The sequence below is a fragment of the Pseudomonas sp. RA_15y_Pfl1_P11 genome (assembly GCF_963970975.1).
Taxonomy (GTDB): domain Bacteria; phylum Pseudomonadota; class Gammaproteobacteria; order Pseudomonadales; family Pseudomonadaceae; genus Aquipseudomonas; species Aquipseudomonas tritici.
In genome coordinates this window covers 371,695-396,928 of sequence record NZ_CAXAOY010000002.1, presented here as the reverse complement: position 1 = coordinate 396,928, position 25,234 = coordinate 371,695, and the positions used below count along the sequence as shown (strand labels likewise).

General features: G+C 60.4%; 20 protein-coding genes. 10 read left to right on the top strand and 10 right to left on the bottom strand.

All coding sequences use genetic code 11. The features are described from left to right. Window positions 1-96: 96 nt before the first annotated feature. The 3 genes from AACY44_RS03895 to AACY44_RS03885 are packed head-to-tail and all read right to left on the bottom strand — an operon-like array spanning window position 97 to window position 3,515. Complete coding sequence (locus AACY44_RS03895; protein ID WP_339427306.1) at window positions 97-870, bottom strand: divergent polysaccharide deacetylase family protein; 774 nt, start codon at window positions 868-870, stop codon at window positions 97-99. Window position 871: 1 nt separating this feature from the next. Then, window positions 872-2,188 carry a S41 family peptidase gene (locus tag AACY44_RS03890; RefSeq protein WP_339427305.1) on the bottom strand — a complete coding sequence of 439 codons (1,317 nt, stop codon included), beginning with the start codon at window positions 2,186-2,188 and terminating at the stop codon, window positions 872-874. A gap of 31 nt (window positions 2,189-2,219) precedes the next feature. Then, complete coding sequence (locus AACY44_RS03885) at window positions 2,220-3,515, bottom strand: murein hydrolase activator EnvC family protein (RefSeq protein WP_339427304.1); 1,296 nt, start codon at window positions 3,513-3,515, stop codon at window positions 2,220-2,222. A gap of 36 nt (window positions 3,516-3,551) precedes the next feature. Between AACY44_RS03885 and AACY44_RS03880 the strand changes: the two genes are divergently transcribed. Beyond that, window positions 3,552-3,704 (top strand): hypothetical protein, encoded by a 153-nt coding sequence (locus AACY44_RS03880; RefSeq protein WP_339427303.1) that lies wholly within the window; start codon window positions 3,552-3,554, stop codon window positions 3,702-3,704. An 8-nt stretch (window positions 3,705-3,712) separates the two neighbouring features. Here AACY44_RS03880 and gpmI read toward each other — a convergent pair whose 3' ends face one another. After that, window positions 3,713-5,239 carry a 2,3-bisphosphoglycerate-independent phosphoglycerate mutase gene (gene gpmI / locus AACY44_RS03875; RefSeq protein WP_339415495.1) on the bottom strand — a complete coding sequence of 509 codons (1,527 nt, stop codon included), beginning with the start codon at window positions 5,237-5,239 and terminating at the stop codon, window positions 3,713-3,715. A 151-nt stretch (window positions 5,240-5,390) separates the two neighbouring features. Between gpmI and AACY44_RS03870 the strand changes: the two genes are divergently transcribed. Genes AACY44_RS03870 through secB form a run of 3 tightly spaced genes read left to right on the top strand, consistent with a single transcriptional unit; the run spans window position 5,391 to window position 6,582 of the window. Beyond that, window positions 5,391-5,804 carry a rhodanese-like domain-containing protein gene (locus AACY44_RS03870; RefSeq protein ID WP_049710466.1) on the top strand — a complete coding sequence of 138 codons (414 nt, stop codon included), beginning with the start codon at window positions 5,391-5,393 and terminating at the stop codon, window positions 5,802-5,804. A 1-nt stretch (window position 5,805) separates the two neighbouring features. Next, window positions 5,806-6,060 carry a glutaredoxin 3 gene (gene grxC / locus AACY44_RS03865; RefSeq protein WP_010213876.1) on the top strand — a complete coding sequence of 85 codons (255 nt, stop codon included), beginning with the start codon at window positions 5,806-5,808 and terminating at the stop codon, window positions 6,058-6,060. Between the two features lie 42 nt (window positions 6,061-6,102). Next, on the top strand, window positions 6,103-6,582 hold the full coding sequence (secB, locus tag AACY44_RS03860; RefSeq protein WP_024072893.1) for a protein-export chaperone SecB: 480 nt from the start codon (window positions 6,103-6,105) through the stop codon (window positions 6,580-6,582). Window positions 6,583-6,706: 124 nt separating this feature from the next. On the opposite strand, the gene AACY44_RS03855 is transcribed toward secB, so the two are convergent. Next, window positions 6,707-7,162 carry a tRNA (cytidine(34)-2'-O)-methyltransferase gene (locus AACY44_RS03855; protein WP_339415497.1) on the bottom strand — a complete coding sequence of 152 codons (456 nt, stop codon included), beginning with the start codon at window positions 7,160-7,162 and terminating at the stop codon, window positions 6,707-6,709. Here AACY44_RS03855 and AACY44_RS03850 point away from each other — a divergent pair. Continuing rightward, entirely contained in the window at window positions 7,161-7,601 is a 441-nt protein-coding gene (locus AACY44_RS03850) for a hypothetical protein (protein ID WP_339415498.1), read from the top strand. The two genes, AACY44_RS03855 and AACY44_RS03850, sit on opposite strands and share 2 nt — an antisense overlap. 472 nt (window positions 7,602-8,073) lie before the next feature. Here the strand turns inward: AACY44_RS03850 and ntrC are convergent, their stop codons facing one another. From ntrC to glnA, 4 genes are all read right to left on the bottom strand, one after another. Then, window positions 8,074-9,510, bottom strand: a complete 1,437-nt coding sequence (gene ntrC / locus AACY44_RS03845; protein ID WP_339415499.1) for a nitrogen regulation protein NR(I) — start codon at window positions 9,508-9,510, stop codon at window positions 8,074-8,076. Further along, complete coding sequence (glnL, locus tag AACY44_RS03840; RefSeq protein WP_339427302.1) at window positions 9,507-10,592, bottom strand: nitrogen regulation protein NR(II); 1,086 nt, start codon at window positions 10,590-10,592, stop codon at window positions 9,507-9,509. Before glnL ends, ntrC begins: the two co-directional genes overlap by 4 nt. A gap of 325 nt (window positions 10,593-10,917) precedes the next feature. Beyond that, window positions 10,918-11,454, bottom strand: coding sequence for a chorismate mutase (locus AACY44_RS03835; protein ID WP_339427301.1), 537 nt, complete (start codon window positions 11,452-11,454; stop codon window positions 10,918-10,920). A 182-nt stretch (window positions 11,455-11,636) separates the two neighbouring features. Next, window positions 11,637-13,043: a type I glutamate--ammonia ligase gene (glnA, locus tag AACY44_RS03830; RefSeq protein WP_339529816.1), complete on the bottom strand. Its 1,407-nt coding sequence runs from the start codon at window positions 13,041-13,043 to the stop codon at window positions 11,637-11,639. Window positions 13,044-13,375: 332 nt separating this feature from the next. Here glnA and thiI point away from each other — a divergent pair, with 332 nt between their 5' ends. Both thiI and typA read left to right on the top strand, forming a co-directional pair. Further along, window positions 13,376-14,830, top strand: a complete 1,455-nt coding sequence (gene thiI / locus AACY44_RS03825; protein WP_339415503.1) for a tRNA uracil 4-sulfurtransferase ThiI — start codon at window positions 13,376-13,378, stop codon at window positions 14,828-14,830. A gap of 139 nt (window positions 14,831-14,969) precedes the next feature. Next, window positions 14,970-16,790, top strand: a complete 1,821-nt coding sequence (gene typA / locus AACY44_RS03820; RefSeq protein WP_307420828.1) for a translational GTPase TypA — start codon at window positions 14,970-14,972, stop codon at window positions 16,788-16,790. A 200-nt stretch (window positions 16,791-16,990) separates the two neighbouring features. On the opposite strand, the gene AACY44_RS03815 is transcribed toward typA, so the two are convergent. After that, window positions 16,991-17,425, bottom strand: a complete 435-nt coding sequence (locus AACY44_RS03815) for a YkgJ family cysteine cluster protein (protein ID WP_049710458.1) — start codon at window positions 17,423-17,425, stop codon at window positions 16,991-16,993. A 240-nt stretch (window positions 17,426-17,665) separates the two neighbouring features. Between AACY44_RS03815 and AACY44_RS03810 the strand changes: the two genes are divergently transcribed. The 3 genes from AACY44_RS03810 to AACY44_RS03800 all read left to right on the top strand — a co-directional run bounded on the left by AACY44_RS03810 (window position 17,666) and on the right by AACY44_RS03800 (window position 25,159). Continuing rightward, complete coding sequence (locus AACY44_RS03810) at window positions 17,666-20,116, top strand: glycogen/starch/alpha-glucan phosphorylase (RefSeq protein WP_339457309.1); 2,451 nt, start codon at window positions 17,666-17,668, stop codon at window positions 20,114-20,116. A 169-nt stretch (window positions 20,117-20,285) separates the two neighbouring features. Continuing rightward, window positions 20,286-23,804, top strand: a complete 3,519-nt coding sequence (locus AACY44_RS03805; RefSeq protein ID WP_339497324.1) for a DUF2339 domain-containing protein — start codon at window positions 20,286-20,288, stop codon at window positions 23,802-23,804. Continuing rightward, window positions 23,804-25,159 carry a DUF3999 domain-containing protein gene (locus AACY44_RS03800; protein WP_339529814.1) on the top strand — a complete coding sequence of 452 codons (1,356 nt, stop codon included), beginning with the start codon at window positions 23,804-23,806 and terminating at the stop codon, window positions 25,157-25,159. Before AACY44_RS03805 ends, AACY44_RS03800 begins: the two co-directional genes overlap by 1 nt. Window positions 25,160-25,234: the final 75 nt, after the last annotated feature.

Genomic DNA, 25,234 nt, shown 5'->3' with positions numbered 1-25,234 from the left:
GTGCAGCAATAGCGGCCTTTCAGTCACGCGTCAGGTTGCTGATGCACCAGCTATCGCTGGCAAGCCAGCTCCAACAGTGGATCGTCGCTGTCTTCCCTAGCGATAAACCCCGTCCTTCCCGTGTCCGGCCATCGCCCGGTTGCTGCGCACGCTGATCATCAACTTGATGTCGATCCAATCGACGCCCTGGGCCTTGAGTTTGGGCAGCTCGCGCTCCAGCACGGCCAGGGTTTGCGGGTAAGGGTGACCGATCATCACGGCCGAACCCTGCTTGTGGGCCAGCTTGATTGCGGTCTGCAATTGTGTGGTGATCGCCGCTTCAGTGCGCTCGTCATCGAGGAATACGTCCCGCGAGACGCTGGCCAGGCCGATCTTCTGAGCCTCGGCGGCGGCGACTGTCTTGGCGCTGGTGCGGCTGTCGACAAAGAATTTGTTGCGCCGTTGCAACTCGCCCATCAACCAGGCCATGGCCTCGGGCTGGGCGGTCATGCGACTGCCCATGTGGTTGTTGATGCCGGCAGTGTAGGGCACTGCCTGAAAGGCGGCGTCCAGGCGCTTGCCGAGCTCCTCGATGGACAGTTCCGGGTGCCAGGCGAACGGGCCGGTGGCCGGGTCCATGGGCATATGCAGGATCACGATCTTGCCGGCTTTGTGGGCTTCGCGGGCAAATTCGGCGGCGTGGGGTGTGTCGGGCATGATCGCCGTGGTGACCGGCCCAGGCAGGGCCAGCACGCGACGATCCCGGGGCAGGTTCTGCCCGAGGTCGTCGATGATCAGGGTCAGGTAGGCTTTGTGCGGCTCGCCGGTAGGCGTCGCATGGGCGACGCCTGCCAGGCTGCACAGCACAGCGATGATCAGGGCAAAACGCATATCAACGGCTGCGCGTGATGCTCAGGCCTTTGAGCAGGCTCAGCGCCTGGGCCAACTGGTAGTCGTCGTCCTGTGGCATCGGCTTGGCTTTGGCGCGGCTGCCGGTGGGTTGGTCAGCGCCGCCGTTGCCATTGCCCAAGTGACCTTGCAGGTCCGCTTCTTTGTAGTACTCGCTGTCGATCTCGTTGGTGATCTTGGCCTTGCGCACCTCAATGTCCGGCACGATGCCCTGAGCCTGGATCGAGCGACCGTTCGGCGTGTAGTACAGCGCTGTGGTGATCTTCAGCGCACGCTCGTTGTTCAGCGGCAGCACGGTTTGTACCGAGCCTTTGCCGAAGCTGGTGGTGCCCATCAGTACGCCGCGTTTATGGTCTTGCAGGGCGCCGGCGACGATTTCCGACGCCGAGGCGCTGCCGCCGTTGATCAGCACGGCCAGTGGCACGTTTTCGCTGAGGTCGTTGCCGGTGGCCGAGAAGCGCAGTTCGGAGTTGGCAATACGGCCCTTGGTGTAGACGATCAGGCCCTTGGTGATGAAGTGATCAACCACTTCCACCGCCGATTGCAGCACGCCGCCTGGGTTGTTGCGCAGGTCGAGCACGATGCCGCTGAGTTTCTTGCCGTTGTCCTTGCGCAGCTTGGCCAGGGCCTTGGCCACTTCGTCACCGGTCTTGACCTGGAACTGGGTGATACGGATGTAGCCGTAGCCCGACTCCAGCAGTTGGCTCTTCACGCTCTTGACCACAATGGTCGCGCGGGTCAGCGTTACATCGAACGGGTTGCCGCCGTCGCGCACCAGGGTCAGGGTGATTTTCTGGCCGATCTTGCCGCGCATCTTGTCGACGGCTTCGGTCATGGTCTGGCCACGGGTCGGCTGGCCGTTGATCTTGACGATAAAGTCGCCGGCCTGGATACCCGCCTTGGATGCCGGCGTGTCATCGATCGGCGAGACCACCTTGATGTTGCCGTCTTCGGCGCCGACTTCAATGCCCAGGCCGCCGAATTCGCCGCTGGTGCTTTCCTGCAGCTCAGCGAAATCTTCCGGGCCCAGGTAGGCGGAGTGTGGGTCGAGGTTGCTGAGCATGCCCTTGATGGCATTCTCCAGCAGGGTCTTGTCGTCTACGGGTTCGACATAGGCTGCCTTGATCCGGTCCATGACCTCGGCAAAGGTGCGCAGTTCGTCCAGCGGCAATGGCGCCTTGGTGGTGGCGGCTGTGGTGGCAGGCGCAGCCGGGGCGGCCTGGTCGGCGAAAGCCAGGGGCGCGCCGATCACTAGGACGATCGTCAGGGCCAGCGAAGTGAGGCGGGACAAATGCAGCATGTCGAACGAACTCCTAATGTAGATGCGACCCTTATCCTTGGGTTCTGCACCATTGTGCAGGATCGCTCGGGCGACCCTGCTGACGAATAGCGAAGTACAGCGCCGGGGTTTCCTGGCCGCCACTGTTACCCACAGTGGAGATGGATTCACCGGCTTTTACAACATCTCCTGCCGACTTGAGTAAAGTCTGATTGTGGCCGTAAAGGCTCAAATAGCCATTACCGTGGTCGAGAATTACCAATAAACCGGCGCCGCGCAGCCAATCGGCAAATACCACGCGCCCACCGTGAACAGCGTGGACCTGGCTGCCGGCAGAGGCGCTGATCATCACCCCGTCCCACTTGGCGCGGGTGTCATCGCCACGGGTTTCACCGAAGCGTGCCAGTAATCGACCATCAACCGGCCATGGAAGTTTGCCGCGCGCTGAAGCAAAAGGGCCGCCGAACGACTCGCCGGCGCTGGAAACCAGCGGCCCAGAGGCTGCATGCGCCGGTTTACGGGGTGCCGGGGCGTCCGAGGTGGCCGCCAGTTCGGCCTCACGCTGGCGCTTTTTTTCGGATTCCTGCTGGGCGATCAGCGCTTTCTGCCGCGCTTCTTCGGCCTCACGTGCCTGGCGAGCCAGGGTTTCCTCGATAGTCTTGAGGACCTTGGCCAAGTCGGCCTGGTCCTGCTCGCGGGCCTGCAGCTTGGCGTCGCGGGCCTTTACGTCGTCATTGAGCTTGGCCAGGGCCAGCTGGCGCTCCTTGCGGACCTTGTCCAGCTCGTTGCGCTGGGTGTCGAGCGCGCTTTTCTGGTCCTGCAGCTGCGATTGCTGGTTGGCGATTTCCTGTTCGACATTGACCAACTGACGCAGGGTCTCGTTGAAGCTTTTCAATTGCTCCATGCGGGCCTTGCTCAGGTAATCGTAGTAGGTGAGGGTGCGCGCGAACTTCTCCGGGTTTTGCTGGTTGAGCAGCAGCTTGAGGTATTCCTGGCGGCCGTTCTGGTAGGCGGCGCGGGCCTGGATCGCGATCAGGCGTTGCTGTTCAACGCGTGCGCTCTGGAGTTTTTTTTTCTCAGCGTCGAGTCGCTCCAGTTCCGACTCGCTCTTCTTTAATTCTTTTTGTAGCTCCTGGACCTGCTTCTCCAGCTTGCCCATCTCGGTTTCCGTGCCGCGCAGGTCTTTCTGCACCCCGGATTTTTCTTCCTGGAGCTTGCCGAGCAGTTTCTTCAGCTCGGTAATGTCCTGACGCGTAGCGTCCAACTGTTGTTGGGTTTGTGCGCGCTCATCGGCAAACGCCGGTTGGAGCAGGCAGATAAGAGCAAGGGTAATCAAGGCGCGAAGCATAGAGGCGGGCGACACCAGGGAAATGGACGGCCTAGTATGCCCGCCAAGCGCGGCAAAAAAAACGCCCAATTCGGGCTGGAAGGCAAGATAGGTGCCGAGTGGCACTGGTATGGCGAAAAGATATCTTCCAAACAGCGCAAAACCAGTGTGGGAGCGGGCAAGCCCGCTCCCACACTGGTTTTGTGGTGAGGTTGGAATTAAACCAGAATCGAAGTCCCCGTCATCTCCGCCGGTTTCTCCAGCCCCATCAACATCAACATCGTCGGTGCTACATCCGCCAGTACGCCGCCTCCACGCACTTTAAAATCGCGCTTGCCGACATAGATGAACGGTACCGGTTCAGTCGTGTGGGCGGTGTGGGCCTGGCCGGTAGATTCGTCGGACATTTGCTCGCAGTTGCCGTGGTCGGCAGTGATCAGCGCTTCGCCGCCGACTTTTTCCAGGGCATCGACGATGCGGCCGACGCACAGGTCCAGGCATTCCACGGCTTTGGTGGCGGCTTCCAGGTTGCCGCTGTGGCCGACCATGTCGCCGTTGGCGTAGTTGACCACGATCACGTCGTAACGCTGGTGTTCGATGGCGTCGACGATCTTGTCGGTGACTTGCGGCGCGCTCATTTCCGGCTGCAGGTCGTAAGTGGCGACTTTTGGCGACGGGATCAGGATGCGCTCTTCGCCCGGGAACGGCTCTTCACGGCCACCGGAGAAGAAAAAGGTCACGTGGGCGTATTTTTCGGTTTCGGCGATGCGCAGTTGGGTCTTGCCGTTTTTTGCCAGGTAGTCGCCCAGCACGTTATCCAACGTGCCTGCTGCAAAAGCGGCGGGAGCCGGGATGCTGGCGGCGTATTGGGTCAGGCCCACGTACTGCACGTTTGGCTGACGCGCGCGCTCGAACTCCTTGAAACCGTCTTCGACAAACACGCGGCTCAGTTCGCGGGCGCGGTCGGCGCGGAAGTTCATGAACACCACGGCGTCGCCGTCTTCGACTGTCACCGGCTCACCGATGGTGGTGGCTTTGACGAATTCATCGCTCTCGCCACGGGCGTAGGCAGCTTCGAGGCCTTCCTGTGCGGTGGCGGCGTGGAATTCGGCCTGGCCGTCGACGATCAGGTTGTAGGCCTGGGCTACGCGGTCCCAGCGGTTGTCGCGGTCCATGGCGAAGTAACGGCCGACCAGGCTGGCGATACGGCCTTTGCCCAAGGCCGCGAAAGTGGTGTCGAGCAGTTCGATGGACGATTGCGCGCTTTTCGGCGGGGTATCACGGCCGTCGAGGAAGGCGTGCAGGTAAATCTTGTCGGCGCCGCGCTTGAACGCCAGTTCGGCCATGGCCACCAAGTGGTCCTGGTGGCTGTGGACGCCACCCTCAGACAACAAACCCATGAAATGCACGGCTTTACCGGCAGCCACTGCTTTATCGACCGCCGCGCAGATGGTCGGGTTCTCGAAGAACTCGCCATCGCGGATCGCTTTGGTCACACGTGTGAAGTCTTGATAGACCACTCGTCCGGCGCCGAGATTCATATGGCCGACTTCCGAGTTGCCCATCTGGCCGTCCGGCAGGCCCACGTCCATGCCCGAGCCGGAGATCAGGCCGTTCGGCACGGTGGCAGTCAAACGATCGAGTACCGGCTTCTTGGCCGCGTACACCGCGTTGTCGTGGTGGCTTTCACTGTGTCCGAAGCCATCGAGAATTATCAGGACCAAAGGTTTGGGCGTAGTAGTCATAGATCCTCTCGCGGCGTTAATAAAGGAAGACAATTGAAAAGGGAGTGGCAGTTTAAAGCGAAGTTCCGAACACGTCACCGCTTTACGGGGGTTGGCCCCCCCTGACGGCTGTGTATACTTACCGCCATTTTAACGCTCTGGAACCTCCTTGATGGTTGATCACCTGATTGCATTTGCCACTGCCCATTACCTGCTTGTGGGTGCCTTCGTCATCCTGCTGGCGCTGCTGATCGCTCACGAATTGAGCCGCGGTGGCCGCAGCCTGAGCACGGCGGAGCTGACCGCACTGGTCAACAAGGATGAGGCCGTTGTCGTGGATATCCGCCCGGCCAAGGATTTCGCCGCTGGCCATATCGTCGGCGCCCTGAACATTCCTCAGGACAAGCTGATCGCGCGCCTGGCCGAGCTGGAAAAACACAAGGCCAAGACCATCATCCTGGTCGACGCCCAAGGCCAGCACTCCGGTACCCACGCCCGCGAGATGCTCAAGTCCGGTTTCACCGCCGCCAAACTGTCCGGTGGTATTGGCAGCTGGAAGGCCGATAACCTGCCGCTGGTGAAGTGATATGAGCCAGGTTGTCGTGTATTCCAGCGATTGGTGCCCTTACTGCATGCGGGCCAAGGCCTTGCTGGAGAAAAAGGGCGTTGCCTTCGAAGAGATCAAGGTCGACGGCAAACCCCAGGTGCGTGCCGAAATGGCCCAGAAGGCGGGGCGCACGTCCGTGCCGCAGATCTGGATCGGCGCCAAGCACATCGGTGGCTGCGATGACCTGTTCGCCCTGGAGCGCGCCGGTAAACTCGATGCGCTGCTGCTCGTCTGACTTCTAAACCCTTAAAGACCCCAAGATAGAGAAGGATCTGCGATGACTGATCAACAGAACACCGAAGCAGCAGAAGCCCAAGGCCCACAGTTCTCGCTGCAGCGGATCTACGTGCGTGACCTGTCGTTCGAAGCGCCGAAAAGCCCGGCGATCTTCCGCCAGGAATGGACCCCAAGCGTTGCGCTGGACCTGAACACCCGTCAAAAAGCACTGGAAGGCGACTTCCATGAAGTCGTGCTGACTCTGTCGGTTACCGTCAAGAACGGCGAAGAAGTTGCCTTCATCGCTGAAGTGCAACAGGCCGGTATCTTCCTGATCCAGGGCCTGGACGAAGCGTCCATGAGCCACACCCTGGGTGCGTTCTGCCCTAACATCCTGTTCCCGTATGCCCGTGAGACCCTGGACAGCCTGGTCACTCGGGGCTCGTTCCCGGCGCTGATGCTGGCACCGGTGAACTTCGATGCCCTGTACGCGCAAGAGCTGCAGCGCATGCAACAGGAAGGTGCGTCGACGGTTCAGTAATTTCGAACCCGACACAGAACTAAATGTGGGAGCGGGCTTGCCTGCGATAGCATCACCGCGGTGTGACTGACACACCGAGGTGCCTGCATCGCGGGCAAGCCCGCTCCCACATTTGTTATGTGTGCTACTTGAAGCCCAGCTGGCGCCAGCCTTCGTAGACGGCAACGGCGACGGTGTTTGATAAATTCAAACTGCGGCACCCCTCGCGCATCGGCAAACGCAGGCGATGGCCGTCCGGCAGTGCGTCCAGCACCTCCGGTGGCAGACCCCGGCTTTCCGGGCCGAACAGGAACGCGTCGCCTTCGGCAAAGCTGGCATCGTGGAACCGTCGCGAACCCTTGGTGGTGAACGCGAACAGCCGTGGGTGCCCCAGGCTTTCCAGGCAACTCGCCAGGTCGGCATGGCGCTGGAGGGTGGCGTACTCGTGATAGTCCAGCCCGGCGCGGCGCAGGCGCTTGTCGTCCATGTCGAAGCCCAGGGGCTCGATCAAATGCAGGTGGCAGCCACTGTTGGCGCACAGCCTGATAACGTTGCCGGTATTCGGCGGAATTTCTGGTTGAAAAAGGATGACGTGAAACATGCACGGCTCCGAAGGCAAAGATGCGCTGCATTCTACCCCCGAAGAGGACCCAAGGCCGAAGCTTATGCCGCGGGTCATGGGCTCTTTGGCGATTGTCGGCTTGCTGACCGGCTTGATGATTGGCCGACTGACCACGCCGGACCCGGTCGAACTGCAACAGGTTGAGGCCGCAAAAGACGGCGTGGTGGTGTGGTTCAACCGCGAACCCAAGCTGCACGGCGAGCCTATCGACGGTACGGTGGCGCTGCTGTTCGACGCGCAAGGCAAGGCTGCCAGTGGGCAACTCAAGATCAATGAAAGGGGCGTGAATTGGCGCGTGCGCAAGACCGACGGCGGCCTGCTGCTGAACCTGGTGGCGGCTCGGCCTTTGCGTGGGGAGTGGAAAGGTGAGAAGGCCGATGGTCGCTGGCGGCTGGAGATCCATCTCCAAGAGCAATAAAAGAGGGAATCCCCGGCCTGCCTGTACCAAGGTCCCCAAAACGGGCTGGAGCTATGGGCGCTGCGCCACATAAGCCCCGGGTGTAAAGAAGGGAGTTCCCGGCCTGCCTGTACCAGGGCTCCCAAAACGGGGTGAAGCCTTGAGGGCTTCGGTGTTAAAGAGGGGATTCTCGGCCTGCCTGTACCAAGGTCCCCGAAACTGGGTAGTACAAGGGTTATTGCAGGGCGCGTGCCAGAGTGGCCAAGGTGTGCCAAAAAATCTCTTCAAAAAGCGCAAAGCCCCGGAATACGGGGCTTTGCGCTTTTTGGTTTTCAGATTTTTCTCAGCGAGGCCGCAGGTTCGGGTTTTGGATTCGTGCCCGATGCCGGTTCAGGGTGCATTGAAGCGGTGCACGTTCCCGACACCCTGCGCAGATCCAACTATGGGAGCGGGCTTGCTCCCACACTGGATCTTCAGTGGATTTTAGAGGGTGTCAGCCCTCATCACCCTCATCGTCATCCCCACCATCCACCTTCATCCCCAACTCCTTGATCTTGCGAGTCAGCGTATTACGGCCCCAGCCCAGCAACACGGCGGCATCACGCCGGCGGCCGGCGGTGTGCTTGAGGGCCGTCTCGATCATGATCCGCTCAAACGCCGGTACGGCGCTGTCCAGCAGGCTGGACTGGCCGCGAGCCAGGGCCTGATCCGCCCATTGGCGCAGCGCCTGCTCCCAGTTGGTCACCGGCGCAGAGTCCTGCGGCAGGCTGAGCAGCTCCGGTGGCAGGTCGCTGACATGCACTTCGCGCCCGGACGCCATCACCGTGATCCAGCGGCAGGTGTTCTCCAGCTGGCGCACGTTGCCCGGCCACGGCAGGTTCTTCAGGTATTCCTCGGTCTCGCTTTTGAGCAGCTTCGGCTCAACCGCCAGCTCTTGCGCGGCGCGGGCAAGGAAGTGGCGGGCGAGCGTCGGGATGTCTTCGCGACGGTCCGACATCCGCGGAATGTGGATGCGGATCACATTGAGGCGGTGGAACAAGTCCTCACGGAATTTGCCCGCATGCACCAGGGTTTCCAGGTTCTGGTGGGTCGCCGCGATGATACGCACGTCGACCTTGACCGGCGTGTGCCCGCCAACCCGGTAGAACTCGCCGTCCGCCAGCACGCGCAGCAGGCGGGTCTGGGTGTCGGCCGGCATATCACCGATTTCATCGAGGAACAGCGTGCCGCCGTCCGCCTGTTCAAAACGTCCGCGACGCAGGTTGGCGGCGCCGGTAAACGCGCCTTTTTCATGGCCGAACAACTCGGACTCCATCAAGTCCTTCGGGATAGCCGCCATGTTCAACGCAATAAATGGCGAAGCCGCTCGTGGGCTGTGACGGTGCAGGGCGTGGGCCACCAGCTCTTTACCAGTCCCCGATTCGCCATTGATCAGCACGGTGATGTTGGAGTGGCTCAAACGCCCGATGGCGCGAAACACTTCCTGCATCGCCGGCGCTTCGCCGATGATTTCCGGGGTGCGGGTCAAGGCCGGTGGGGCTTCCTGGTTCTGCTGTTCCTGGGCGTGTTGGTTGGCGCGTTTGACCAGCGCGACTGCCTCGTCCACGTCGAACGGCTTGGGCAGGTATTCAAAGGCACCGCCTTGATAGGACGCCACAGCGCTGTCCAGGTCCGAGTGCGCGGTCATGATGATCACCGGCAAACGCGGGTGCTGCTCGCGAATCCGCGCCAACAGGTCCAAGCCACTGGCGCCGGGCATGCGGATGTCAGAAATGATCACGTCGGGCTGCTGGCGAGCCAGGCGGCTCATCACTCCGTCGGCGCTGTCGAAGCTCTGGGTGGTCATGCCTTCCTGTTGCAAGGCTTTCTCGAGGACCCAGCGGATAGAACGGTCGTCATCGACGATCCAGACAGTTTCACTACGGCTCATGTCGATGGGGCTCCTTTTTCCAGAGGCAGAAAGATCGAGAACGTGGTGTGGCCAGGATGGCTCTCACATTCGATCAGACCCTGGTGCTGGCTGATGATGTTCTGGGTAATGGCCAGGCCCAACCCGGTACCGTCCGGGCGGCCGCTGACCATGGGAAAGAAAATGGTTTCCTGCAGTTCCGCAGGAATGCCCGGGCCGTTGTCGATGATCTCGACCTTGGTCACCAGGCGATGGCGCACATGGCCGATGGTGAACTGGCGCAGGGCGCGGGTGCGCAGGCTGATGCGGCCCAGGCGCAGCTCGTTATGGCTGCTGATGGCCTGCATGGCGTTGCGCACGATATTGAGCACCGCCTGGATCATCTGCTCGCGGTCGATCAATACGTCGGGAATGCTCGGGTCGTAATCGCGCACCAAGGTGATGCAGCCCTGGCTTTCGGCCTCGACCAGATGACAGACGCGCTCAAGTACTTCGTGCACGTTGGTCATCGCAAGGGACGGCAGCTTGTTGGAGCCGAGCATGCGGTCCACCAGGTTACGCAGGCGGTCGGCTTCTTCGATGATGACGTTGGTGTAGTCCTTGAGGTGTTCCTCCGGCAGCTCGCGGGCCAGCAGTTGCGCTGCACCGCGAATGCCGCCGAGGGGGTTCTTGATCTCATGGGCCAGGCCGCGCACCAGCATCTTGCTGGTTTCCTGTTTGGACAGCTGCGCTTCTTCCTTGGTAATGCGCAGCAGGCGATCGCGAGGATGCACTTCAAGCAACAGCAGGGTGGCGCCGTTGCTCAGGATCGGGGTCACCGCGTAGTCGACAGTCAGCGTCTGGCCGGTGAGGGCGGTGAGCATCGCTTCACGCTTGGTGAATGGATGTGCCTGCTCCACCGCCTGGCGCAGCGAGCTCAAGGCTTCGGCCGACTCGGTGAACAGCTCGCTGATGAACTGCCCATGGCTGCGCTGGCCGCTGATGGCCAGGAGCATTTCCGCCGCCGGGTTCATGTACTCAAGACGCAAGTCGCCATTGAGCAGGATGGTCGCGGTGGTCAGGTTGTCGAGTAACAAACGGTGCAGTGCATCACTGATGGTCATCAGGACCTCTTTTGGAGCAAGGCGCGGGCTTGAGGCACACGCTGATACAAGGAAAATGCAAAAACCAAACCAAGGCTCCGAAAAGAAGCGTGCAAGCCCTGAAATGGCGGGTTAAGGCGCGAAACTGTGGCGTTCTGCCAGCTTGCTCGGGTAGTTTCGAACCAAAATGGGCTGAACAGGTGGGAAGGGTGCAGCGTATCGCACCAATATAGTGCGGACTTGTGAAGGTTGTTCAGGAGGCGCCCGATATAGTTCTTGAATGCACCCAATCAAAAATGTGGGAGCGAGCAAGCCCGCCCCACCTTTTTGATTGGGTTTGCAGGCTTTAGCCTTTGAAGATGCACAGCTCGGCGGTGGCACGGATCATTGCCAGTTGGCGCAGAGGGTCGTTCAGCGGCTCGTGTACCGCCTGGGCCAGCCATTGCGGGCACTGCGGGTCAGTGCGCTGGGGAGTGAAATCGGCTAGTTGCTGCAGCAGGTGTTTTTGCAGTTCATCCAGCTGCGGGCGAATCTGCTTGACCAAGTCCGGGCGTGGATCGTCAGGCGCCTTGCCTTGGAACTGCCAATCGGACAGGTGGGTGTACTGCACCAGTTTGTTCGCTTCGATCTGCGCCGAGAAAAACTGCTCGGCGGCGCCAGGGTCCAGCTTGTAGCTCGGTGCCTGGGCGACCACGCTGGCGATTACCTCTTGCTCGCGCTTTTTGTCTTCTACGGGCTTTTTGCTGTCCCATTTGCTTAACGCCACTTGGTCGGCAATCTCCAGTCGCTCGGCGATGCTGTTGAGCAGCGGATCAAGGGTAGGCGGCGCGGCGTTCGCACCGGCACTGACGAATAGCAGAGCGAACAAAAGTCGGTATTTCAAAGGTGATCTCCTGCGGGAGCGGGCTTGCCCGCGATGGCGGTGGGTCAGTCATACATCAGGTGGCGGGCAGTACGCTATCGCGGGCAAGCCCGCTTCCACATTTTTCACCTATTGCGGGCAAAAAAAAGACCTCCGCGAAGGAGGTCTTTTTTCATCACGCCACCTTAAGCAGCGCTACCGGATCAGCAGCTGTAGTACAGCTCGTATTCCAGTGGGTGTACGAAGGTGCGAACCTTGATTTCTTCTTCGCTTTTCAGGCCGATGTAAGCGTCGATGAAGTCGTCGCTGAACACGCCGCCTTTGGTCAGGAACGCGCGGCCCTTGTCCAGCTCTTCCAGGGCTTCTTTCAGGCTGCCACACACTTGTGGGATCTCTTTGGCCTCTTCAGGCGGCAGGTCGTACAAGTTTTTGTCGGCGGCGTCGCCTGGGTGGATCTTGTTCTGGATGCCGTCCAGGCCAGCCATTACCAAGGCAGCGAAGGCCAGGTATGGGTTAGCTGCTGGATCCGGGAAGCGCGCTTCGATACGGCGAGCACGAGGGCTGGAGACGTAAGGAATACGGATCGAGGCGGAACGGTTACGTGCCGAGTAAGCCAGCATTACCGGTGCTTCGAAACCTGGGACCAGACGCTTGTAGGAGTTGGTCGATGGGTTGGTGAAGCCATTCAGGGCCTTACCGTGCTTGATGATGCCGCCGATGAAGTACAGGGCGGTGTCGGACAGGCCGGCATAACCTTCGCCAGCGAAAGTGTTCTTGCCCTCTTTGGCGATGGACAAGTGAACGTGCATACCCGAACCGTTATCGCCGTACAGCGGCTTAGGCATGAAGGTCGCGGTACGGCCGTAAGCCACGGCAGTGTTGTGTACGCAGTACTTCAGGGTTTGAACTTCGTCAGCCTTGGCCACCAGGGTGTTGAACTTCACACCGATTTCGTTCTGACCGGCAGTGGCCACTTCGTGGTGGTGCACTTCGATGACCAGGCCCATGTCTTCCATGGCGTTGCACATGGAGGTACGGATTTCGTGGTCATGGTCGAATGGCGGAACCGGGAAGTAGCCACCTTTGATACCTGGACGGTGGCCATGGTTGCCGCCTTCGACGTCCTGGTCGGACATCCACGAACCTTGTTCGGAGTAGATCTTGAACATCGAACCGGCGATGTCGGACTTGAACTTGACCTGGTCGAAGATGAAGAATTCTGGCTCCGGGCCTACGAATACGGTGTCGCCGATACCGGTGGACTTCAGGTATTCCTCGGCACGCTTGGCGATCGCACGTGGGTCGCGGTCGTAGCCTTGCATGGTCGAAGGCTCGATCACGTCGCAAACCAGGATCAGGGTTGGCTCTTCGGTGAACGGGTCCAGCACGGCAGTGCTGTCGTCCGGCATCAGGATCATGTCGGAGGCTTCGATGCCTTTCCAGCCAGCGATGGAGGAGCCGTCGAACATTTTGCCTTCTTCAAAGAAAGCATCATCCAGCGCGTCGCGAGCCGGCATGGTCACGTGGTGCTGAGTGCCTTTGGTGTCCGTGAAGCGCAGATCAATCCATTTAACGTCATGATCTTTGATGAGTTGAACCGACTTCGACATAGTGTCCTCCGGGTGGCTTCGGGCTGGATAGTGGAGTAGCCCTTAGAATGTGGGTGATGCCGGCGCGGATACTCCGCCATGGCAACCTGCCTCACAAGAGAGCAAATTGCATGCCAGTGCGCCAACATGGGTTTTTTGATCTAAAAACGCCCCTATAAAGGTGCATTGCGACAAAAGCGTAAAATCTGCGCACTGCAATGTGGCGCAGCGGAGGGTTGGCGCACCTATTTAGTGCGCTGTCTGTGCTTTGCATATTAACTGGTTAAACCGTGAGCGATTTCCGCTATAATCCGCGCCCCCCTTTTTCAGCAGGCCCGGCGCGCGCTGTTTCCATGAAATTAATCGTTAAAGTCTTCCCCGAAATCACCATCAAAAGCCGACCGGTACGGATGCGTTTCATCCGTCAATTGGCCAAGAACATCCGTGCCGTGCTCCGCGATCTGGACCCGGCTGTGGTGGTGAATGGTGTGTGGGACAACCTCGAGCTGGAAACCCGTATTACCGAGCCCAAAGCCTTGAAAGACATGACCGAGCGCCTGAGCTGCATGCCGGGCATCGCGCATTTCCTGCAGGTGGACGAGTACCCGCTGGGCGACTTCGACGACATCACCGAGAAGTGCAAACAGCACTTCGGCAGCGAGCTTGAAGGCAAGATTTTTTCGGTGCGTTGTAAGCGTGCCGGCAAGCACACCTTCAGCTCCATGGACGTCGAAAAATACGTTGGCAGCAAGCTGCGTCGCGAGTGCGGCGCCGCTGGAATTTCCCTCAAAGCGCCGCAAATTGAAGTGCGCATGGAAATTCGCGACCAACGGTTGTTTGTGATCCACAGCCAGCACAACAGCATCGGTGGCTACCCGCTGGGCGCCCTGGAACAGACCCTGGTATTGATGTCCGGCGGTTTCGATTCCACGGTGGCGGCTTACCAGATCATGCGCCGCGGCCTGATGAGCCACTTCTGCTTCTTTAACCTGGGCGGGCGTGCACACGAATTGGGCGTGATGGAAGTTGCGCACTTTATCTGGAAGAAATACGGCAGCTCCCAACGCGTGCTATTTGTAAGCGTGCCGTTTGAGGAAGTGTTGGGCGAAATTCTCGGTAAAGTCGATAACAGTCATATGGGCGTAGTTTTGAAGCGTATGATGTTGCGCGCTGCGTCGCGAATCGCCGATCAGTTGCAGATCGACGCGCTGGTGACCGGTGAGGCGATCTCCCAAGTGTCCAGCCAGACGCTGCCGAACCTGTCGCTGATCGACTGCGTGACCGAAAAGCTGGTGCTACGCCCGCTGATCGCCAGTCACAAGCAGGACATCATCGACCTGGCCGAAGAGATCGGTACCGCTGATTTCGCCAAGCATATGCCGGAATATTGCGGGGTCATCTCGGTGAACCCCAAGACCCACGCCAAGCGCAACCGCGTGGAGTACGAAGAACAACAGTTCGACATGGCGATTCTTGAGCGTGCGCTTGAGAACGCCAAAATGGTCCCGATCGATCGCGTAATCGACGAACTGGGCCAGGACGTGAAGATCGAAGAAGTCAGCGAAGCCCTGGCTGGCCAGATCGTCGTCGACATCCGTCACCCGGATGCCGCCGAGGATGAGCCGCTGGAAATCGCCGGCATCGACGTACAAACGCTGCCGTTTTATGCATTGAACGCGCGTTTCAAGGAACTGGATAACAGCCGTCAGTACCTGTTGTATTGCGACAAAGGCGTGATGAGTCGCCTGCATGCCCACCATTTGCTCAGTGAGGGGTATGCCAATGTGCGCGTTTATCGACCGAGCTAAGAGCCCGGGGCTGTTTGCCTGTGGCCTGCGTCACCGGCCCCCCGACTCTGCCGTCAAGCTGTAACGGCAAGGCCTGACTCTACTGTAAATCGCTGCCACGACCTGTCAGCACACCGAATCCTCTGATCGAGATACACAAGTGATCGAAAATCTACGTAACATCGCCATCATTGCTCACGTTGACCATGGTAAAACCACCCTGGTAGACAAACTCTTGCGTCAATCCGGCACCCTGGAGCGCAACGAGCTCAACGACGAGCGCGTGATGGACTCCAACGACCAGGAAAAAGAGCGCGGTATTACCATCCTGGCTAAAAACACCGCTATCAACTGGAACGGCTACCACATCAACATCGTGGATACCCCGGGCCACGCCGACTTCGGCGGCGAAGTAGAACGCGTAATGTCGATGGTTGACTCCGTTCTGCTGCTGGTTGACGCTCAAGACGGCCCTATGCCGCAAACCCGTTTCGTGACCAAGAAGGCTTTCGAAGCCGGCCTGCGTCCGATCGTGTGCATCAACAAGGTTGACCGTCCAGGCGCACGTCCGGACTGGGTTCTGGACCAGATTTTCGACCTGTTCGACAACCTGGGTGCTACCGAAGAGCAACTGGACTTCCAGGTTATCTACGCCTCGGCCCTGAACGGTATTGCCGGTCTGGAACACACCGCCATGGCGGAAGACATGACCCCGCTGTACCAGGCGATTGTTGACCACGTTCCACCACCGAAGGTTGACCGTGAAGGCCCGTTCCAGATGCAAATCTCGGCACTGGACTACAACAGCTTCCTGGGTGTTATCGGCGTTGGCCGTATCGCTCGTGGTAGCGTCAAGCCGAACACCCCGGTTGTCGCCATCGGCGCCGACGGCAAGAAGCGTAACGGCCGTATCCTGAAGCTCATGGGTCACCACGGTCTTCACCGTATCGACGTTGAAGAAGCTTTCGCAGGCGACATCGTTTGCGTGAGCGGTATGGACTCGCTGTTCATCTCCGACACCCTGTGCCAGCCGGACAACGTCGAGGCGATGAAGCCTCTGACCGTTGACGAGCCAACCGTTTCCATGACCTTCCAGGTAAACGACTCGCCTTTCTGCGGTAAAGAAGGCAAGTTCGTGACTTCCCGTAACATCAAGGAACGTCTGGACAAAGAGCTGCTGTACAACGTTGCTTTGCGCGTTGAAGAAGGCGACTCGGCTGACAAGTTCAAGGTTTCCGGCCGTGGTGAACTGCACCTCTCGGTACTGATCGAAACCATGCGTCGCGAAGGCTTCGAAATGGGCGTTGGTCGTCCAGAAGTGATCATCCGTCAGGTTGACGGCGTGAAGCAGGAACCGTTCGAAAACGTCACCATCGACACCCCGGAAGAATCCCAGGGCAAGGTGATGGAAGAGATGGGTCTGCGTAAGGGCGACCTGACCAACATGGTGCCGGATGGCAAAGGCCGTGTACGTCTGGAATACAACATCCCTGCGCGTGGTCTGATCGGTTTCCGTAACCAGTTCCTGACCCTGACCAACGGTGCTGGCATCCTGACCTCGATCTTCGATCGCTACGACACCATGAAGTCCGGCGATATGTCTGGCCGTCAGAACGGTGTTCTGGTCTCGGTTGAAACCGGCAAGGCACTGACCTACTCCCTGGAAACCCTCCAGGCGCGTGGCAAGCTGTTCGTTGAACACGGTCAAGAGATCTACAACGGCCAGATCGTTGGTCTGAACAGCCGTGACAACGACATGGGCGTCAACCCAACCAAAGGCAAGAAGCTCGACAACATGCGTGCTTCGGGTAAAGACGAAACCATCGCTCTGGTTCCACCTGTTCGCTTCACCCTGGAACAGGCCCTGGAATTCATCCAGGACGACGAGCTGTGCGAAGTTACGCCTAAGTCGATCCGCCTGCGTAAGAAGATCCTGGACGAAGGCGAGCGTACCCGCGCTGCCAAGAAAGCCAAGAACTGAGTCAACTCAGGCTGAATGAAAAACGCCCCCGGTCGAAAGGCCGGGGGCGTTTTTTTATGTCTGCAGTTTGTGTGGTGTTTGTGCCGACCCTTTCGCGAGCAAGCCCCCACACATTCGACCGCGTTGTTTCAGGATGAGCGCGGTCAAGTGTGTGCGGGCTTGCTCGCGAAGAGGCCCGTCAGAACACCACAAAATCCAGATCAGAATTTGTCGAGGGTCTTGAACTTAGTCTCGCGCACTACTTCTTTCGGCTTATACGCGCAATACCCAGGCCGCGGCCCGATCTTCGGGTGATTGCGGCAAGTATCCGGGCGTTTGTCATAAATAGTGCAGAAGCGCGTCTTACGATCCAGGTACAGGCAATCGTTGTTGCTCATGCGCTGCAGGGTGAAAATTTCTGACTTGGAATTGAAACGCTCGACGATGCCTTCCTTCTGCAAGCGCTTGGCGATGTTCTTCGCCGGGTCGCCCAGTTCGAACTCATCGACGATGCCGATGCGGATCAGGTCTTTGATCTTCACTTCGACCGGCAGCGTGCAGCAGCTGGACACGCAACCACCGCACATGTGCGCGGAATATTTCTGCCACGTTTCAAGGCGGTCGAGTTCCGCGGCGGCGATCAGTTGAGGCTTCATCAGGGTTCCAAAAAGGTGGGGCTGTGTCCGGGCGCGCGATGATACCGGGATTGGTGATTTTTTGAACAATATTTTCCGGGTTTCTGCTCGAAGGTGGGTAGGGGTAAAAGCAGGCACGGCCCCTGCATTAAAATCCTGTATAGGTGAATGCGTTAAAAAACTGACGAACCAGAGCGTCTACCTTCTGTCAGACCGTCTAGGCTCTAGCAACTCCTTCTATCTCGCCCGAGGTCGCAATTGATGTCTCAGGAACCACTTGCACGAGAAGCAGAGGTAGCCGCATTTCGCGATGCCGTCTTGACCAAACTCACCTACGCGGTGGGCAAGGACCCGGATCACGCCTTCGACCACGACTGGTTCGAAGCCATTGCCCTGGCCGCACGCGACCAGATGGTCGACCACTGGATGGACCATACGCGGCGCATTTACCGCAAAGGTCAAAAGCGCGTTTATTACCTTTCCCTGGAATTCCTCATCGGTCGTTTGCTCTACGACAGCCTGAGCAACCTTGGCGTGCTGGAGATCGCGCGCGACGCACTCTCGGAGCTGGGCGTCGATCTTGAGCGCATCCGCCTGCTGGAGCCCGATGCGGCGCTTGGCAACGGTGGTCTGGGCCGCCTGGCCGCGTGCTTTATGGAAAGCATGTCGACGTTGGGCATTGCGGGTCACGGTTATGGCATTCGTTATGAGCACGGCCTGTTCCGCCAGGCGATTGTCGATGGCTGGCAACAGGAGCAAACCGAACGCTGGCTGGATTTCGGCAACCCATGGGAATTCGAACGGGCCGAAGTGATTTACCCGATCGGTTTTGGCGGCAGCGTCGAAACCCTGCCGGATGCTTCCGGCAAGCTGATCCAAGTGTGGACGCCGAGCGAAACCGTACGCGCGGTTGCCTACGACACACCGGTGGTCGGCTGGCGCGGCGCGAGTGTCAATACCTTGCGCCTGTGGCGTGCTCGCGCAGTGGAAGACCTGCACCTGGAACGTTTCAACGCCGGTGACCACCTGGGCGCCGTCGCCGAAGTGGCCCGCGCTGAAAGCATCTCCCGGGTGCTTTACCCTGCGGACAGCACCGAAGCGGGGCAGGAACTGCGCCTGCGCCAGGAATACTTCTTCGTCTCGGCCTCGCTGCAGGATCTGCTGCGTCGTCACAAGAACATGCACGGCTCGGTGCTGAGCCTGGGCGAACACGCCGCGATCCAGCTCAACGATACCCACCCGTCCATCGCCGTGGCCGAGTTGATGCGCCAATTGGTCGACTTGCACGACATTCCGTGGGAAGCGGCGTGGGACGTCACCGTCGAAACCCTTTCCTACACCAACCACACCCTGTTGCCCGAGGCATTGGAAACCTGGCCTGTCGGCTTGATGGAACGCATGCTGCCCCGGCACATGCAGATCATCTACCTGATCAACGCCCAGCACATCGACTCGCTGCGCGCCAAGGGCGTCCACGATTTCGACGTATTGCGCGCCGTATCGCTGATTGAAGAAGACAACGGCCGCCGCGTGCGCATGGGCAACTTGGCATTCCTCGGCTCCCATAGCGTCAACGGTGTGTCGGGTTTGCACACCCAGTTGATGCGCAACACGGTGTTCTCCGAGCTGCACAAGCTGTACCCGGAGCGCATCAACAATAAAACCAACGGCATCACCTTCCGCCGCTGGCTGTACCAGGCCAACCCGAAACTCACGTCGATGCTCGTGGGCGCATTGGGCCCGGACATTCTCGACAACATGGAAACGCGCCTGGGCGAGCTGGAAACCTTCGCCGAGAAGCAGACCTTCCGCAAAGCCTTCGCCGATCAGCGCCTGCACAGTAAGCGCGCACTGGCGGACCTCATTCACGAACGGCTGGGGATCGCGATCAACCCGGCGGCGATGTTCGACGTGCAGGTCAAGCGGATTCACGAATACAAGCGCCAACTGCTGAACCTGCTGCACACGGTGGCGCTCTACCAGGCTATCCGTGCCGAACCGGGCACCGACTGGGTGCCGCGTGTGAAGATCTTCGCGGGTAAAGCGGCGGCGAGTTATCACCAGGCCAAGTTGATCATCAAGTTGACCAACGACATCGCGCGAACCGTTAACAACGACCCGACCGTGCGCGGTTTGCTCAAGGTGGTGTTCCTGCCCAACTACAACGTCAGCCTGGCGGAAAGCATCATCCCGGCAGCGGATTTGTCGGAGCAGATTTCCACCGCCGGCTTTGAAGCCTCGGGCACCAGCAACATGAAGTTCGGTCTCAACGGTGCGTTGACCATCGGCACCATGGACGGCGCGAACGTGGAAATGCACGAGCGCGTCGGCGCCGAGCATATGTTTATCTTCGGCCTCAGCGCGCAGGAGGTGGAAGCGCGTAAACACGCCGGTGAATTCAACGCCGGGCAGGACATTGCAGCGTCCAATCGCCTCAGCGATGTGCTGCAAGCGATTCGCGGCGGGGTGTTCTCGCCGGATGATCCGGGCCGGTATGTCGGGCTGATCGACGGGTTGATCGACTACGACCGCTTCCTGGTGTGTGCCGACTTCGACTCGTACTGGGACGCCCAGGCGCGGGTCGAAGCGCATTGGCATGATTCCAAGGCGTGGTGGCGTTCGGCGGTGCTCAATACCGCGCGGATGGGTTGGTTCTCTTCGGACCGGACGATCCGCGAGTACGCCACAGAGATCTGGAAAGCGCTCGACTAAACGCTGCAATACAAAATGTGTGCGGGCTTGCTCGCGAATACGCTGTATCAGTTAACGAGTATGTCGGCTGATACACCGCTTGCGCGAGCAAGTCGAATCTTCGCACCGCCGCTCCCACATTGAGTCCGCGTCGATATACTAGGCCACGGTTTGCTTAGGGATATCGACCATGCAATGGATTTTCATGCTGATTGGCCTTGCGCTCGGCTGGACGCTCGATGAGTCGTTCAGTGACGCGGGCATCGGTGCGCTGTTGGGGCTCGGCATCGGCCAGGCAATTCGCCTGGCTAAGCTGTCGGCCCAAGCGGACCAGCAGGCGCGTCAGTTGGAAACCACGCAAAAGTCGCTGATAGCGCTGGGCGAACGCTTGCGGCAACTGGAAGTGCCCGCGCCGACGAGCAGTGTCATCGCCGAAACACCCATCCCCGAGCCGACACCTATTACCCAAGCCCCAGAGCTTGTTTGGGAGCTGCCTGCCGACATCACACCTGTCGCCACGGTCGCCAAACCGAGCCAGCCGCTGCCGGCCGACGCCTGGACGCCTGCCCCGACTCCGCGCCCTCAAGCACCTGCCATTCCTCGTGGCCCCAACTTGATCGAACGCGCCATCAGTGGCGCCCGCAATTGGCTGTTTGGCGGCAATACCGTGCTGCGGGTTGGCGTGGTGCTGCTGTTTCTCGGCCTGGCCTTCCTGCTGCGTTACGCCACCGAAGGCATGGTGGTGCCGATTGAGGTGCGTTACGCCGGGGTTGCCGCTGCGGCGTTAGGCCTACTCGGCCTGGGCTGGTGGCTGCGGCGGCGTAACAGCAGCTACGGCTTGATGTTGCAAGGCACCGGGATCGCAGTGTTGTACCTGACGGTGTTTGCTGCGATGCGTTTGCATCCGTTGATAGACCCGAGTGCGGCGCTGGGTTTGCTGGTGGCCGTCACGGTGTTTTCGGCGATCCTGGCAATCACCCAGGATGCCTTGGGGCTGGCCTCTGCGGCGGCGCTCGGCGGCTTTGCGGCGCCCATCCTCACGTCTACCGGTGCCGGTAACCATGTCGCGCTATTCAGTTACTTCGCCCTGCTGAATGCCGGCATCCTCGCCATCGCCTGGTTCAAGGCCTGGCGTTTGCTCAACCTGATCGGCTTTGTCGGCACCTTTGGTATCGGCTTCGCCTGGGGGCTGCGCTCCTACACGCCGCAATTGCTGTGGAGCACCGAACCGTTCCTGATTCTGTTTTTCCTGATGTACCTGACCATCGGCCTATTGTTCGCCCGGCGAAAATTGCTGGAGATGAGCGACGCGCCCGAGGATGACAGCCGTGGCGCGCTGCTGCGCTGGTCGGCGGCCAAGGGTGATTATGTCGACGGCAGCATGTTGTTCGGTCCGCCGCTGGTAGGTTTTGGCTTGCAGTTCGCGCTGGTGCAGCACGTGGAATTCGCCGCCGCCTTCAGCGCGCTGGGCTTGGGCGTCATCTACATGGGGTTGGCTCGGCTGCTGAGCGGCGGGCGCGCCTTGCTCTTGGCGGAGACCTGCCTGGCCCTGGGTGTGATCTTCGCCAGCCTGGCGATTCCCCTCGGGCTGGATGCGCGCTGGACGGCTGCGGCCTGGGCGGTGGAGGGCGCTGGGATTTTCTGGCTCGGCTTGCGTCAACAGCGGCCACTGGCGCGAGCATTTGGCGTGTTACTGCAATTGGGTTCGGCGCTGGCTTTTCTCCGTGAACTGCACCTCGGCGAACATAGCTTGCTCGCCGGCGCGCCATTAGGCGCGGTGCTGCTGGGCGCGGCGTTGCTGTTCAGCTTTGATCAGTTGCGCAAGGCATCCTCCGAACAGGCGACAGATTGGGAGCGCAAAGGCCTGGCCGTGCTGGCGGGCCTTGGCTTGAGCTTTTTGTACCTGCTCGCACCCTTGCTGCTGAATACTCAAAGCACGGCCGTCAGTTGGGCAATCGCCGGCCTGGCGACGCTGTTTGTCGGCCTGCGCATTGGTTCGCGGACCTTCCTGTTCAGCGCATTCGCCGTGCAGTTGCTGGGCGGCGCGTTGTTCCTGCTGCGCTTGCAGGGCGGTGACGGGGCGGCGGTATTTAATGCGGGTTGGAGTGGCTTGCTCACGGCCTCGCTGATCGGCCTGGCGTTGATTGGCGGCATGCTCCTGGCTGCGCGCGATGACATGGTTCGCAGCGACGTGCGGCTGCTGCGTGGCTTGTCGGTGGTTCTGCTGGCGGGTCTTGTACTGATCAATCTCGCGGTGCTGTTCGTCTTGCCTTGGGAACGCGCGAGCGGCGTGTGGGCGGCCAGCGGTTTGTTGATCATCTGGCTGAGCCTGTACCTGCAACAACGCGTCAGCTTTGTGTTCGGCTTGCTGCTGCAAGTGATCGGCGGCGGCTCGTTCCTATTGGCGGTGCCGGAGTTGCTTGGCCCGTTGACCCGTGAGGGTCTGCGTCCGTTGGCCCACAGCGGTTTCTGGACGCCGATGGTGCTGGGCCTGGCGGCACTGGTCGGTGCCTGGCGCTTGCAGCGCAAACCCCACGCGCCGGTGTTTGCCGTGTTGAAACTGCAGCGCCTGTCCGACGTGCTGCTGGTGTGGGGCGCGGCCTGGTGGACGCTGGCATTGGTCGGTGAAGTGTTGCGGTTTATCCCGCAAGCACTGCAGGGCTCGTTTTTGCTGGGCATCGCAGCGGTAAGCGTGGCGATCTGGGCGTTTCTGTCCGAGCGACTGCGCTGGGCGTCGTTGGGCATGCTCTGCACTTTGTTGATGCCGGCGGCCGGTGCGGTGTTGCTGGTGTCTGCGCATAACTATTACCACCCGGCGGCGCAGTACGGTTGGCTGGCTTGGTTAGCGGTGTTCGTGGTGCATTTCATCTCGCTGCGGCGTTTGGCGGCGGTGGTTCCTTCCAAGGTACTGAGCGCGGCGCACGTAGTGGGCTGCTGGATGCTGATCGGCGTGCTGGCGCTGGAGGTGCGTTACGGCCTGCTGGTGCTGTCGAGCGAGTACAACGCCTGGCGCTGGCTGGGCTGGGCGATTCTGCCAAGCCTGTACCTGGTGCTGGCCGCCGCGCCACGCCGTTGGCCATGGCCGGTGTCGGCGTACCCAAGGGAATACCGTGTGCTGGCCGCGCTACCGCTGGCAGTGCTGATGTTGGGGTGGTTCTGGCTGGCGAACAGCTTCAGCGACGGCACGGCCGAGCCGTTGCCTTATGTTCCGCTGCTCAACCCGTTGGATCTGGGCTTGTTGTTCGCGCTGCTGGGCATTTACCTGTGGTCGCGCAGTGCGGCGCCTGAGCGTGGGCCGCGTATTGAATTGATCGCCCAGGGCGTGGCGGGTGTCTCGCTGTTCGCCTTCTTTACGGCGTTGGTGATGCGCACCGCTCATCATTGGGGCGGCGTGCCGTTTCAATTGGATGCGTTGCTGGCGTCGATGCTGGTGCAGGCCGGCCTATCGATCGTCTGGACCTTGATCGCCCTTGGCCTGATGATCGGCGGTCACCTGCGCCATCGTCGCGAAGTGTGGCTGATCGGCGCGGCGCTGATTGCGGTGGTGGTGGCCAAACTGTTCTTTGTCGAACTGAGCAACCGTGGCGGCCTGGCGCGGATTGTGTCGTTTATCGGTGTGGGCGGGTTGTTGCTGGTGGTGGGCTACTTTGCGCCGCTGCCGCCAAAACGCGTTGAACCTGTGACTGAAACCGAGGGAGCGTCTTCTTGATGGGCAAGCTGAAACTGAGTGGGTTGGCGGTATGGATGGCGTGTTCGGCAGCCTTTGCACAGGAAGGTCCGTCCGACTTCACCACCCAGGTGCCGCTGGCCGTGAGCGGCAGCGGGCCCTGGTATCGCCTGGAACTGCCACTGGCCGTGCAATTGAGCGCGCGCCAGGCTGATCTCAGCGATGTGCGGGTGTTCAACGCCGCCAGCGAGCCGCAGGCCTATGCGTTGTCGCGCCAATCTTCGCAGCGCACCGAAAGCCGCAACGTCACCGACGTTAAGTGGTTCCCGCTGTACGCCGCCGACACCCAGCAAGCCCTGCCCGACGTGGTGATGAAAGCCACCACCACAGGCACCTTGGTGGAAATAAAACCGTCTACCGCGCCAAAACCCGGCAAGCAAGTGCTGCGCGGCTGGGTATTGGACGCCAGTGCGATCAAGGCACCGTTGCAGCGATTGAGCCTGGACTGGAGCCGCGAGCAAGAGGGCTTCCAGCGTTTCAGCATTGAGGCCAGTGATGACTTGCAGCACTGGCAAGCCTGGGGCGATGGGCAGGTGGCGCGCTTGTCATTCGCCGACGAACGGGTCGAGCAGCATGACGTGAACTTGCCTGGGCAATCGGCGCGTTACCTGCGTCTTGTCTGGCAAGGCCAGGCGGCGCCGCTGCTGACCTCGGCAAAGCTGGTGAGCGCGACCAGCAGCAGCCTGCCGATGCCGTTGGTGTGGTCGCAACCCTTGGCGGGTACACGGTTAAAGGCTGGGGAATACAGCTGGCAGTTGCCCGCGGGGCTGAGCATCGAGCGGCTGCGCATCGAATTGAAGCAAGCCAACACGCTGGCGCCCGTTACGCTGGCGGGGCGTAGGGACAGCAAACAGGCGTGGCAGCCCCTGAGCAATGGCGTGCTGTATCGCCTGACCCAGAATGGCCGGGACGTGGTGCAGGATGAATTGCAGCTGCCGGGCCAAACGGTCGCCGAACTCAAGTTGGCAGTGGATGAACGCGGCGGCGGCCTGGGCATTGAAGCGCCAGCGCTGCGTTTTGCGGTGCGCGCCACGCAGTTGGTGTTCCTGGCCCGGGGCGAGCCGCCGTTTACACTGGCGCTGGGGAATGCGTCGGTCAAGGGGGCGAACCTTGCGCTTTCGACCCTGATCCCTGACTACAGCGCCGAGCGTCTCAAGACATTGGGACAAGCGAAAGTCGCCGGGGAAGTCGCCGTGACGTCGCCGCCGATCGTAGCGGCTGCCGATGCCGGCACGAACTGGAGAAAACTCGGGCTTTGGGCCGTGTTACTGCTCGGCGTGGCGGCACTGGGCGCAATGGCCTACAGTTTGCTGCGCAAGCCGCCGGTGGCACGTTAAATAAAGTCCATGAACTCTATTGGGTTTAAATCCTCTGATAGGAGGAAATACGCCCCGACTCGCGCTAAACTGCGC